At 58.9% G+C, this 13,870-nt stretch carries 6 protein-coding genes and 1 riboswitch; all 6 genes read right to left on the bottom strand.

Features of this window, described 5'->3' with window-relative positions:
• Positions 1-1,104: 1,104 nt before the first annotated feature.
• Positions 1,105-4,440: a phospholipase D-like domain-containing protein gene (locus tag PLJ71_21015; protein ID HQM51176.1), complete on the bottom strand. Its 3,336-nt coding sequence runs from the start codon at positions 4,438-4,440 to the stop codon at positions 1,105-1,107.
• A gap of 22 nt (positions 4,441-4,462) precedes the next feature.
• Positions 4,463-5,875 carry an RNA polymerase sigma factor RpoD/SigA gene (locus PLJ71_21010; GenBank protein ID HQM51175.1) on the bottom strand — a complete coding sequence of 471 codons (1,413 nt, stop codon included), beginning with the start codon at positions 5,873-5,875 and terminating at the stop codon, positions 4,463-4,465.
• A 192-nt stretch (positions 5,876-6,067) separates the two neighbouring features.
• The gene (locus PLJ71_21005; protein HQM51174.1) at positions 6,068-9,565 is read right to left on the bottom strand and encodes an Eco57I restriction-modification methylase domain-containing protein; all 3,498 of its coding nucleotides are present in this window, start codon (positions 9,563-9,565) and stop codon (positions 6,068-6,070) included.
• A gap of 84 nt (positions 9,566-9,649) precedes the next feature.
• Positions 9,650-11,125 (bottom strand): vWA domain-containing protein, encoded by a 1,476-nt coding sequence (locus tag PLJ71_21000; GenBank protein HQM51173.1) that lies wholly within the window; start codon positions 11,123-11,125, stop codon positions 9,650-9,652.
• A gap of 46 nt (positions 11,126-11,171) precedes the next feature.
• On the bottom strand, positions 11,172-11,759 hold the full coding sequence (locus PLJ71_20995) for a hypothetical protein (protein HQM51172.1): 588 nt from the start codon (positions 11,757-11,759) through the stop codon (positions 11,172-11,174).
• A 71-nt stretch (positions 11,760-11,830) separates the two neighbouring features.
• Positions 11,831-13,372: an AAA family ATPase gene (locus PLJ71_20990; GenBank protein ID HQM51171.1), complete on the bottom strand. Its 1,542-nt coding sequence runs from the start codon at positions 13,370-13,372 to the stop codon at positions 11,831-11,833.
• 186 nt (positions 13,373-13,558) lie between these two features.
• A riboswitch (SAM riboswitch) is annotated at positions 13,559-13,663 on the bottom strand.
• Positions 13,664-13,870 lie beyond the last annotated feature (207 nt).

Genomic DNA, 13,870 nt, shown 5'->3' with positions numbered 1-13,870 from the left:
AAGGTCGGGCGTTCGAGTCGCCCGCGGCCCACCAATCAAATCAAGGACTTACGCAAGAAAGTGTGAGTCCTTTTTTGTTTCGTAACTCCGTCCTAACTCCAGAATTCCGGTCTTTTTCACCTCTTTGCGGGTTCCAAATCTTCCCTCGGTTTCCGACGCGTCAGCGGGGCTGACCATGCTTGGAATCCCACCCGATCATGGTCGATGTCTAGGACCAAGTATCGCCACTCTCGAAATAACTCCGAATGGGGAAGGTGCACGTTTTGCAGACGACGCCAAGAGCAACGCCAAGGGCTCGGCCGCAAGGATGGCGCCGCCCTGACGGACCTGCATTGTACTGCCCGAGAAGCGCGGGATCGATTAGGGATTACTCCCGAGGGCCGGCGCTCGCGACAGCCAGGACGGAGATTCCGTGATGCAGTCGCATCGTGGTTGGGCGTCTTGATACTGAAACGCGGGCTTTGACCCGCTAACGGGGCGGAGAGACCGCGAGGAAGCCGCGTTGGGCAGTTGCTGACTTTCTCGTGTGGCGAGGCGACTGCCGCACCTCTTGTGCTGAGCGTGGAGTGAACAGGTGAGCAGACGCCGCGCAACAAGGCCGTGCTATTTCTGCTATTCGTGCTAGTCCCGGAGCTTAGCCCTTTCCGTGCACGCCTTCCCGGACCGCTAGCAGCGAGGCGCATGCGTTCGGCACAACCGCCGTCGAGTCATGAAACATGGCGGCCGTGTGCGTGCTGATTCGGCAGGGCGCCGAGGCCGATCGGTTTTCCGCTTCCGGAGCAAGCGAGGCAACCCGTCCGTCGGGGCATCGAGCAACCGCGGCCAGCCAGCGCGTGCGGAGAAGACCGAGGGGGGCGAGGGGGGAAACGCGATTCGGTGCAGATGTATACACATGCACTCACAAAATTTCTGGGATTTTTGAACACCCTTGTTTACACGCGTGCATTCTGGGCCCTTGCTGTTCAATGTGGAATCAAGGTCTCCCTGTTTTCTCGCATGACTTCTTGCTGTCTGCTACGGGCTCGCAGTGCCAGCAGCCGAATCAACCCTCTGGGGGCCTATAGGTTGAGAGTCGCATTCGCTTCAAGCCGGAAAGCCTCCAGCTTACAGCATGGCTTCACTGCAGATGATACGGGGGACTTCGTCGGCTTCTTCGGCCATTTCGCGGCGGTTGGAGGTCTCGCGGTCTTTCATGCCGTGATCGTGGAAGATGTCGCTGAGGGTCTTGAGGAGGTTCGGTCCGGTGATGCCGTTTCGGCGCACGCGGTTGAGTTCGTTGCGGATGGCGGCCGTTACGGGGTGTTTGAATGCCTCTTCCAGGATGGCGATTTGTGTGCGGAGGTCCTCGTCGCCGTCTTCGAGGGAGGTGTAGAAGGCCCGCAGCTCGCGCAGAACATACGTCTGGCCCACTGTCAGCGAGAGACTGTGTTTCTGCTGGGCCCTGCGATGTTTGACCTCCGTCGCGAAGATTTCCATGACCTTCCCGATCTGTCTGTTGTATCCGGGCGGTATCACCGCCGCCGGTTCGTCTTTGGAGCATTTAATCCGCCCGAGCACCGCCGGGACGTCCCGCGATACCACCCCGCCGTCCTCGTCCGTGAGGAACAGTTGGCGGTAGCGTGCGGCCTGGCAGAACACGTAGTTCCCGCGGCCCGAGAACACGTGGCGCGCGGAGCGGATGCCGTCCCGCAGGTTGGCGATGCGCTCGAATTCCGCCGGGTCCTCTTTCTTGAGCGAACGGAGCATTTCTTCGGCTTCGTTGATGTCCACGAAATCGCCGCTCTCGTCCTCGAACATGCTGAGCTGCTGCCCCTTCTTCTCGTAGATGGCGAACATCGCGTCCTCGTTCAACTTCTCGCTCTCGTCGAGAATGGCGGCGTCTTCACCGATGGTGTCGTGGATTTCCTGAATCCGCTTCGCCAACACGGCGCGCAGGCCGAGATTCTTCTCCAGGGACGTCTCGGGAAGGAAGTTGAAGCCCCACACGACGTCGTTCTCAGAGCCGATACGGTCGATGCGCCCGAACCGTTGAATCAGGCGCACGGGATTCCAGTGCAGGTCGTAGTTGACGATGACGTCCCCGTCTTGCAGGTTGAGACCTTCAGACATCACGTCGGTCGCCACCAGGGTGTTGACTTCCTGCTCGTCCCCGACGTTGATGTGCGGATTTGCGAGGGGGGCGAAACGCGCGGCCATGCGGGCCTTGCTCTTGTCCGTCCCGTAGATCGACTCCACATCCTTGCGCGAGCCATCCCCATTGAGATTCTCGTAGACGTATCTCGCCGTGTCGGCGTATTGCGTGAAAACCAGGACTTTGCCCCGCTTCTTACGGATGCTCTTGTCGAGTTTCGCGAGGAAGGTCTGCAATTTGGCGTCTTTGTCCGGAGTGATGGGAGCGACCAGGCCGACCATCTTCGCAAGCAGTTTGCGGTCAGCCTCAAGGTGTTCCCGCAACCGCTCAGCGTCGAAATCCCGGATGTCGTACCGCCCCGACGATTCCCGGAGCGAATCCATCAGGCCGGTTTCGTCGAGCGCGTCGGACTCGTACAGCAGCTTCTGGGCGTCTTCGCCGGCAGGCACGAATCCCTCGTCGATCGCCTGCAGGAAGTACTCGTGGATCTTCTCGAGCCGCTTCAGGGTCTCCCGGAAGGCATAGACGCTCGACTCGAACCGTTTGAACAGCATGACGCGGATAAGGCCGCGCAGGTTGACGCCCGCCCGCTGCAGGTCGCCATAGGGTTTGGCCTTCTGTTTCTCGGCTCTTACGTAACGCCAGAGCCCGTACCGCGCATAGGTCAGTTCCTCGTTGGGATTCGGCGTATACCTCTTTCCCGCCGGGCGCCCCAGATACTGGCGGATCTGGTCGTACAACCCCTTGTACGTTTCCTCGACGCTGTACCGAAGCGTCTCCAACTCCCGCTGCGGGAAATACTGGTGTCTTCCCGCTACAAGCACATAGGCGCGCTTGCCGCCGTCGAGGTATTGTTTCGCCTGCCCGTTGGACAGCTCCCGCATCGGGCGGTTGGCGTCCTCGGTGTACCCGTAGTACCGGAGGATGTGCTTCCGCGTCCGCCGGATCAGGATGTGGACCAGGAGGTCCTGAAGCCGCCGCTCGCCCTTGTCGATTTGCCGGAAATACTCCTTCAGGTTGGGCGGATCGATGGGAAGATGGGTGATATCGTCGGGGTGGAACAGCTTGATCTGGTTGTAGACGTCCCGCGCGTCCTGATTTCGCGGGGTCGCGGTCAACAGGCACACCTTCTTGTCGCCCCGCGCCAGATAGGTTTCCATGACCTCGTAACGCTGGGAACTGTGGTGGCGGAAATGGTGGCTCTCGTCGATAAGCACGAAGTTCCGGTCCCGGTATTTCTGCTCCTCGAGAATGCTCTGCAATCCGCCCTTGCCGGTATAGCGCAACAGGCTCATGGGCAGCACGCGCGCGTTCAGCTCGAAGATCTCGTTGTAGTTCTCCCACATGTCCTCCAGCGGCTTGGGACACACGATGAGGGGACGGGCCCGCTCGGTTCGCGCGAAATGCTTGACGATGCCCGCCCCGATGTAGCTCTTGCCCAGCCCCACCACGTCGGAGACGAAGGCGCCCCCATGGTCGCGTATCATCTGAATGGCCTGGCGCACCGCCACCTTCTGGAACTCGGCCAGGCTCCGCGTGACCTCGTCGTCCCACAGGATTTCGCCCCCTTCCTTTTCCTCCAGGCGGTCCGACACCAGGGCGTAGAGCGATTTCATGTAGATGTCGTAAGGCGTGACCCGTGCCGCGGCCCACGACGCCTTGAGTTCGTCCATCAGGTGCGCCTCGAACGGGTCGGACTCCTCCCACAGGCCGTCAAACCATTCGGTCAGCCGGGCGTGGTTCTCGTTGCCGTGCACCACGACGTTGAGTTCGGTGTTGTGCGTCAATCCCGACAATGTCAGGTTGGACGAGCCAATCACGGCGATCCCGGTCTCGTAATGCCCCTCCGACGGATAGTCGAAGATGTACGCCTTGGCGTGAAGCCGCCCCTTCGTATACACCCGCACATCCAGCCGCTTCTCCTCGATAAGCTGGATGAGGGTCCTGACGAGGCTCTCGCCGCCGTCCGTCTGGTCCATCATCGCGATCGTCTGGCGCAGGTTGCCGGCGGTTTCGTCGGCCCGGTGCTTCTTCTCCGTGCGCTTGAGGTACCGCTCCTTCTCCTCGGCTGTCTGCACCAGCTCCAGCCGCTTGTACCCTTCGCTGATCTGCTCTATCGTCTCCTTGCTCGACGTGTTGCCAATGAGCAGCCGCAGCTGTTTCACCTTGGCCAGGTTCTCCTGGATCGCCTCCAACCCCGACAGGAAGAAATACCCCACCGCGAACTTCGCGGACTCCGTCGTGCCCAGAATCTGGTTGATGTGCTCCACCAGCTTCTCTTTCCGGTTGTCTATGATGTCGTGTGGCATGGCAGCTCGTAACTTCCTCTTCCTAGTTGAGTCCGGCGAAGAAGGGCGAATCGAAATTCAGGACTTCTTCGCAACACGGTCTAAGGAGCGCTTTCAGGGGTGGTTTGCTCAATCTTTCCAGAGCCTGTTTCTCTACTTGGCGAATGCGTTCACGGGTCAAGCCCAGCAAGTTACCGACCTCTTGCAGAGTTTTGGGAGCATCACCGTCAAGTCCAAAACGCAGGCGGATGATCTCTGCCTCCTTGGGCGGCAGGGCCGAAAGGGCCTCGTCCACAGTCGCTCTCACCAGAATCATGGCAATATAACTCTGCGTATTGCCAAAAGCACCGTCAGGAACTTGGGGATGCGTGCGGGAGCTTACTTTGCAGTTGTCTTGAAACGCAAGGCGGTAACGCGGTACGGAAAGCAGGTCCCTGAAACGATCCAGCGGCATCCCCATAGCATTGGCGATGTCTTCCATTTGAGGAAAGGGCATCCCATTCTGAGACAAGTCCCTTTCTACGCGCTTCATCCGCGTTAACTGTTCATGGACATGCACGGGCACTCGTATCGTTCCGAAGGTTTCATGCAAGTACCGGGTTATCGTCTGGCGAGTCCAGTAATATGCAAACGTTGAAAACTTGACGTCCCTCGCGATATCGAAGCGCTGTACCGCGCGCATAAGGCCAATCGTGCCTTCCTGCAGCGTATCCAGCAGTTGATTGGCGGATTGGCAAGCCCATTTGTACTTGTGGGCGAGCCAGGCGACGAGGCGAAGATTCCTGAGCACGCATTCCTCGAAATAGGGCCGCGCCCGGCCGAAGGGGCACAATTGACCGTCACGGTCGTCCATCGGCCACAATCCTGCCAATTTCTCGAAGACTTCTCTCTCCTGTTCTTCAGTGAATAGTGGCCACGCGCGCATGGTCTCCATCCAGAGTGACAGGGCGGGCTGCGACGGCCCGCTATGCTCCTCAACCCATTGGTCTACCAGCGCATCGCAACGCCGCCAATTGAGCGCTCCTGCCAGCGCCTTCTCAATATCGATGGCGTTCGCGGATGTCGACAGGTCAAGTGCGAAGGCGATCCGCCCTAAGGACTGGGCACTATAGTCTTTGTCCTTGAAAATGGGCAGCAGGATAACTTTAGTCTTGCCAGGCTCCTGGTATGCAAGGACCCAGTCGGCCCGCGCCGAATCCGTCCCGAGAACCAGGCAGGACGGCCATGTCTTCCTGACCTTCATCCAGGCGTCGTGTACCTGCGCAGGCCCCCAATGGCTGAGGCCATCAAACGTCACAAGGACAAGCGGAAAATCCTCCAACGCCCCGAAGACTTCTACATCCGTTACGTCAGAATGGCCCAGGAAGAGCGGGCCGAGGCTGTCCCGAACAGGATCGAACCCCAATAATTCCCAGAACACCTTCTTAATGGATTCGGTTCGTGGACGTGTCTCCAAGGCTCCTCGGATCCGTCGCTCCATCTCGTGTATTCCCCTACTGTTAGCTGCGAGCCTACAAGATTATCGTGCGCTCTCCCGCTCTTCCCAGACTGGATGGTTCTCGGAGCCGTCAACCGTTCAAAGGGGCACCTTCGCGCGCCAACATACGCCTCTTGTATATCGTTCAGAGCAACTTCCCCCGACGCCTCCCTACAGCCCATACAGACCCGCGACTATCTCGTCTATTTCCTGCTCCAAGTCAGCTTTGCTTTTCTCGCGCGACTCGAGGCATTTCCTGACAAGGAGCTCAACCCTTTTCTTGCGCCTAGGCTCAGGAATGGGGATCGGCATCTCTCCTAAATGCACGGAGCGTAACTCCCAAAAACCGCCCCGGAGGGGAGAGCACATGTTCCTTATCATTTCCCAGAATGGAGAACTATTAAGAACTCCCAGCAGGAAAAGATCGTCTACAGGTATTATGAACGCCTTGTCATTTGTACACGCGCCAGAGTCATCGAAGGCAAAACAAGGCCCTTTTCCAATGACGGGATAGACAATCTTCAGCCTGTCAAATTCTTGATAGTATGCGACATTGTCTTGTATTTCGTACCATTTGTATGGGCCTGGCTTGCGGCCATTCCATTCTTCGCCGCTGGGCCAGTCCCGAGGGCGTGGTTCCAGATTCTCACGCCAGCGCATGAGATGTCGCTTGACGGCCGGGTATTCGTCAATGCTAGTGCCGTGGCGAGTGAATATGAGCCACCGATCCTTCTGTTCGATACGCCACTTGCGTATGTCTTTGCCAAGTGCCAGCGGCTTGATGAGGTCGGCGCTCCCGGGATCTTCAGCGATCAGTTCGGCGCGCTTGACACCGTCAATGATAAACGCCTTGTTGAAGCCAGTCTTGATACCGTAGTAAATCTGATTATCCACATACTCCGACAAGCGCACGCCTGTCTGCTCCATTTGGGCAAGACGTGCAGCCGTTTTACCCTTGGCTATTGTCCAGTTCTTTCCCCTCAAAGCATCTTCAGGAATTGCATCGCCTTCCGTTCGAATTATCGCCAAGACATCCGGATAAGGCGGGTTAAGGGACTCTACACGCGTAAAGCGCGTAGGCTCTAGACTTGCCCTTGCAGCGTCCTCCTCTTCATTCCCGGTCTTCTTTTTGGCTACGAAGATCATTGGATAGGCTGTAGCACTTTCAAAAACCGGAAGATCGCCGAAGTCGGTAATGCTTAGGACATTGCAGCTGTCGGCAATGTGTTGCCGCAGATTCTCGCCATACCCGGCCCGGAACCATTTGTTTGAAGAGATGAAGACGAGCATGCCTTTATCTCGAAGCAGTTCGATAGCCCGGGCGTAGAAGTAGCAGTAGAGGTCCGCCGTTCCCGCATATATCTTGGGGTATGTCTCCTTCAACTGCGGTTTGATTGCGCTGATGAGCTCCTGTCTGACGTATGGCGGATTTGCCAGGACGATGTCGAACCCGCGTCGTTCCCCGAAGACTTCGGCGAACTGGAGACACCAATGCATGGCGCCCTGCCGGGCCGGGGCGAGCTGTTTTTCGATGCGGTTCTGCTGCTTCTGGATGGACTGACGGAGAACTTCTTTGTTTTCGCCGTGGGCCTTCATGTACTTGTCTTTCAGTTTTTGAAGGCCGGCTGCCTGAGCTTCGAAGAACTGGACCAGGAAGAGGTCGGTAATTTGCGGGTCGGGCCCGAGCAGAGAGTCACCGCACTCGATTTTGAAATCGAGGTTGGGCAGGGAAGGCGGATTGCCGCCCTCGAATTCCACGATGAGCGAGAGCCAGAGGCGTAGCATGGCGATATTCACGGCCAGCGGGTCGATGTCAACGCCGTAGAGGTTGTGGCTGATAACGTGGAGTTTAAGGTCGTAAAGCGAGCGGGGATCCGTGACGAGTTCCTCGCGGAACAGGAGTTGGTATAGGCTGATCATTTCCTGCAGCAGCCCGAGCAGGTAGGCGCCGGAGCCGCAGGCGGGGTCAACGGCTTTGAGGTGTTCGAGGGCGTCAACGACCTGGCCGGCGGCGACCGGCGTGATTCCCTTGACGTCGTGCTCATCCACGAGGCTCGAGACCGCGTCGGGCGGGCAATCGGTCTTGTCGAGAAGGTAGCCTTTCAGTGCTTCGCGGCACATGAAGGCCACGATAGGCCGGGGCGTGTAGTAGGAGCCGCTCTCGTGTCTGGCGTTTACCAGCCCTTCGAACACTCTCCCGAGCATTTCGGGATCGACCGCGACCTCGACGTCAACGGGCGTGGATTCCGTGACGGTGAAATTGTAGCGGTAGAGCAGGCCGTTTGCGCCGATCAGGGGTTCAAACGCCTCTTCGGGGACATTCTTCACCTTCTTGTCGAGCGGCGTTTCCTCGAAAAGGCCGCCGTTGAGGAAGGGAACCTTGCCGATGACGTCGGCAGGCTGGTCCTTCTCTTTGGAGAGTCCCTCGAAGAAAAGGCGGCGCAGCCGGTTTCGGTAGAACGATTTCTTCTCGTTCTGTCCGGCTTTATAGAGCGCGTGCAGGTAGTCATACCTAACTCGGCCGCCGAATTCCATCCAGCCTTTGCGTTCGACGAACCGGAGAAACATGAGGCGGTTGAACAGGGTCTGGGCAAATCTCCGCCGGTTCTCGGCATCGAGTTCTTTGGGGAGCAGCGCTTCGACCTGCTCGAACACCGCGACATAGTCTTTGTAGAACCCCTTTGTGACCGCTTCGACGTCGAAGGCATTGTCATGGCGCTGCTGGATCGCGGCGGCATCCAGTTTGTCTTCGCCGGTAATATCGAGGATGGCCAGGCGTTCGGTGGTGGTGCGTCCGCCGTCGGCGACGCCGATCTGCAGTCGCCGGAGGATGAGCCCCCGCACGGACTCACTGGAAACCTTGGCGTTGACCAGCTCCCACTGTTTTCGGGCCTTGTCCGAGACGACGAAGACGCCGCGAAAGGACGGATCGTCGTGAAGAATCCGCGCAATGACCTCGCGTTCGGGAACCCGGAGCAGTTTCTCCCGGCTGAGCTGCAGATATACCACCTTGAACCCATTGGCATCGGCGAGAATCATGGGCGGCCCCGCGATATGGCCGGAGAGCTTGTCGGGCCATTTGTAGCAGGGCAGGTGCCCTCCGGCGTATTCGTATCCAAGCAGGCCGCAGAAGAGGTCGCGGGCGGCTTCAAGGCCGCTGTCCTCGCTCCAGTCGCGTTGTACGAGCGCGTGAATGGCCTTGAGCCGGTCCACTCTGGCGGCGGGACTGGCCGCCCTGACGGCTTCGGCAAGGTCGTGCTCCGTGGGCTCCGCAAGTTTCCTCGCTTCGTGCACGCACGGCACATCGGTCCGGGAGCGGGGGTAAAGGAGCATGGTGCCGTCAATAACCAGGGAAACGCGGTCCTGGCTGAGGCGATCGGCTACGGCGACAGCAAACCCCTTGACCTCGTCGGCAATGCTCTCCAGAGTCTCGCGGTCGCACTTGGAATAGACGATATCGACATTCTCCTCGGCAAGTGTGCCGTCCGGCAGCGTCCAGCTCCCTTCAACGCCGTGCTGCACCGAGGATGCGTTAAACCACTTGTTGAACTGCTTCTTGACGTCTTTCGCGACCGTGTCGCGGAGGTCTTCGGGAAGTTTCCGTCCGCATATGCACTGGGTGGCCACGTAGAGTTCCACGGTATGATCGAGAACAATTACATCGTCCACGGATTAATGACTCCTTTCATTCGGCCGGTGTCTTGCGCAAAACGGGCGGCAAGCGAGCGATTCATGGCCCGCTTGCCCCCACCATTACCTTGGCTCCGGCAACGTGGTCATTAATGTAGCATAGCGTTCAAGGTATGTGCCAGAGCTGTGACCAACAAGGCCGACGTACAGTTTCATGCGTCGTTTTTGGAATTCACGGGCCAGACGGTCTTCCGGACAGCGGGTGTATCCGTCGGTCAGCACGACAACCCGGGAAGGGGCCAGGTGCCTTGGCAGTTCCAGGACGTGCCTGAGCACGCAGTCGATGTCGGTACCGTATGTGTTCTTGTGCTTGCCGGTCAGAAGCATTCCCCTGCGGACAGTATCGACTACGGTGCTGAACACGAAGATGCGGCACTTGCCCTGCTTTTCCAGGGGGTCGAGGGCCGCTGCCAGCCAGGGCAGGTCGCGGCCCATCGAGCCGCTGATGTCGAGGTAAACGTGCGCCTGGGAGGAACGCTCCCAGCGCCGCCGGTTCCGCTGAACCGATGACTGAAACATGAGTGGCGGAGATTCCAGCAATATTTCCTTGGCGCAAGCGTGGCGGTCGCGCCACTCCGGCACGGGCGTGTTGAATTCGATGGCCTGGTTCACGATGCGATAAGCGAAGCCCCCGGCATTGTGGACATTGAAAATGGCGGCTTTCATGAGGAATTGACGCAGCGCGACCAGAAACTGGCGGCGGGGGTTCACGGTTTCGGGCATGAGGAAGTTGCAGGCATTCCCGCCTAACCCAGCCAGCTTGCCGGATGTCTTCATCCGGTCGGCTATATCCCGGAGTATCTGTTTCACGATTCCGTCACGCAAGGCATCGGCGTCTTCGTCTCCCTGCCAGCCCCGGGACGCGGAATCGGCGACATTGCCGCCCTCGCCAAAGGCGGCTCCGTGATCCCCGAGAAGGCAGGGCAATTCCAGGGGCGTTTTCTGAGAACGCAAGAGATCAACAATCTCCTGGAAGCTCACCTTCGCGGGATCCTTGAAGTAGAGCCGGTAAAGCAGCCGCTTCTCTTTGACGGACATGGAGCAGCCCCCGTAGAGCTCGGGTATGAGGCGCGGGGTTACCTTGCGGTCATCGGTAAGGTTGCGAAGCTCGCACCAGTTCTCGGGCGGTCGGAGAAGCCGCTGGGCAGTGGTCCCAGTGCCGTTCAGGGATTCGAAGAAACATACATACTCGGGCTTTGGCAGTTCATGGCACAGCGCCGCGTTGATAAGCGCGTCGAACGCAATGTTCTCCGCGTCGCCCGTGCGTGGAAAGAGCTGTGTGTGGCCCATGATGAGATGGCGCAATTCGTGGAGCACAAGCAGGAAGAGGTGTTCGTCGGCCTGGCAATGCGTCTCCACAAAGGCGGCATTGAGGTGGAGACGGGGTTGCGGCCCCGTCTCCACACAAGCAGTCGGACAAACCTCATCCACGCGGACATCCACTAGATCCAGGAACCGGTGCATGGCGTATGTGCCCGCCGGCAATACGCTCAGGATCCGTTCGCGAAGGTTCTTTTCTTTTTCAACCGTTGGTATCATGTCAGACCTCTTTCGTTTGCGCTCTGAGGAAATGCCGCTTTCCAGATTACCAGTGACAGACCCGACGGGATTCCCGGAAAAGGCACCTCGGCTTGTTCTCCTCCCGGACCTTGCGCTCCGCCTCAATCAGCTCCTGGGGCCAGACTGGGTCGGTGAGAGGAACGCCTTCAAACCGGGTGGCATGCACGCAGAAGATGCTGGAGAGAAGTGCATCCCACGAATAGTCGGGTTCGTTGGCCGGGGAGAAGACCTGCCCGCGGACACGCGACAAAACCATCAGGGTGTGCGCAATGTCGCGGGAGAACTTCATCCCGCTGTTGAAAAGCGTGTCGCGCTTGGGTTGAAGCGCGTGGCCCAGAAGGATGCCCTGGAGCTTCCCTGCTTCTTCGTCGATGGATTCTCTGCTGATGCCCAGCTTGGCGATGGCCTGCCACAGTTGGCCGTATTGGGCGGGATTCTTCCATTGCTTACGCGTATCCTGCCTGAGTCCTACGAAGTGGCAGAGCCGGTCGGTCTTGAGCAGGCCCGCCGCATAAAGTGCGTGAGGCAAGCTGAACGCAACCGGTGCGACCGTGGCAAAGCAAGTACTCGAAAGGGTGCTTGGGTGCCTGAAGAAAGTCCTGGGTGAACACATAGTATCTTCTCCTTCTTTATGTTTCCGACTCAAAACGAGTCGTTGTTCTACACACATTGCTTTCAGACCTGCTACGCGACTTGCGCATGCTGCCCCGACTCCGTCTCAGCAAGTCCCAGGGCGTCCCACAACCGGGCAAGTTGGTCCGCGGCGCTTTGAAGGTCTGACTCATCCCAAACGCCGTTCAACAATGCCGCGAGATGGCCTTTGAAGGTCAACCGTGCTTCTTCCGAGGCGGATTTGAGAGCATCAGGCGCATCCTGGAGAATCCTCACCGTGCTGGATCGGTGCTTGGCGTCTTCTCCGATGCTGCTCAACCAAGCTTCCAAGGGCCCGGCCAGCGCCTCGAAGACGTACAACGGGATATCTGGTATGCGGCGCATGGCCAGGTAGAAGGCCAGGGCATTCGCTTTCTGCTCACCCTCGCCAGGGGCTTTTTCGACGGCCTCGATGACCATATCCCCGAGTTGGGCAGGGCCAAGACGGTCTGAAATTTCGAAAGCCCGAAGGCAACGCTCAACGGGGTCGCTGATTGACAGCAGATCGTGAAGGGCATTTTCGGCATCCAGGTCTGCGAGCTTCCACGCGTGCTTGTGAGCAGCAAGCAACGCAAACTCGTCGGGCGCTTCTCCCAACGCGATATGCGGGAGACTGAAGCGTAGCGCCGTGATGGCGGACGTGGCCCAATCGATGCGATACACCGAGAAATCCGGGTGCGCTTGCTGGTACAGCACCTGCCGGGCCGCGTGAACAGCCAGGATATTCCGGTGGATCGTGCTTGCACGCCGGGTCGATACACGCACGGACTTTTCGGCCAGGTGCCTCAGAAGGACCAGGATGTAGTCCTCGAGGAGCGACGAGTGGTCTTCCCGCAGTTCGCTCAGGCGTACGCGTACGGCGTTCACCAGATCCTGTGGCGCCATCGCGAAGTCGTGGGCGCCCTTGTACTGGTCGCGCAGGATGCTCCGCCGCTGTTTATCGGTGAGCTTATCCCAGCCGGGAACCTCGATCAGGTAACTGAAACGGTCCGCGAGCGCGGGGTCAAGGGGCTCGGCGCCAAGATAGGTCGCCAGGCCGTCGTTCTCGCCCTCCGCGGACGGGGCCGGGTTCATCGCGGCCCAGCGGAAACGCAGTTTCTCGAGCAGTACTCCCTGAACGCGGCGGTCGTACACGATGGGGAAGAGCTTGTTCTGCAGCTCGGGTTTTGTGCGATTGATCTCATCGAAGAACACGACCTCCGCGTCCCATATCGCGGACGGCGTGCTGATGTATTGGAGTTTGGCTCTGTCTTCGGAGGGAATCGGAATCCCCACGAGGTCGTCGTAGTTGATGAGGCTGGCGTTGTAGAACCGGAACTCGAGGCCGAGTGCGCCCGCGAGCCGTTCCAACAGAAAGCTCTTCGCGGAACCGTGCGGACCTACGAGAAGCAGCGGTTCCTCGGACGCAAGAGCGGCGAGCAGCACCGGCTCATATTGGGTCCACCCCTCGAGCCCCAGTTGCTCGGACAGCAAGGACGGCAACGGCGGAAGTCCCTTGTTCTTGTCGCCGTTCGCCTGGGGGTCCGGCATCCCCGATTCGTCTTCTTTTCTGGCGTTTGCCCTTTTTTTTGACACTGCGCACTCTCCCTTCTTTGCTTTGTGCCACCACCGAATGCAGTTGCTGTCAACGGCCCGGGAGGGGCACGTGGACAGCGGTCCTGGTTGGGTGATGCAGACAAAGGAGGGAAAAGACAGGGGTGTACAAATAAAAACCCCCTCAGGTCATTCTGAGGGGGCTGTAATGTTTGGTTCAGCTCCACTCAGCCATGGTTCCCGTCAACTACCGGGTTGGCATTGGCACCCACCTCGCGGTTGGTTGCCCGAACGGTCATCGAGCCAAATCTCTCGCGTTCGTCTGCATACCTGAGAAACTGTCGATTCAACTGTAGCCGGACTGTACCACGTCCCCCGCGCGTCTGTCAAGCCCCTTGCGAGAGTGTATGCGCAAGTCTTGCTTCAATACTCGCACAGCGCGAGAAATCTTGCCGGGTATCCCAACCAAGGCTGTGCTTTCGTCCTCTTGCGCGCAGATTATTGCGGCGTCATCCGGGTTTCCGGAGAGAAGGCATCGCG

Source organism: Candidatus Hydrogenedentota bacterium (assembly GCA_035416745.1).
Lineage (GTDB): Bacteria > Hydrogenedentota > Hydrogenedentia > Hydrogenedentales > SLHB01 > UBA2224.
This window is presented reverse-complemented; position numbering and strand designations above follow the sequence as displayed.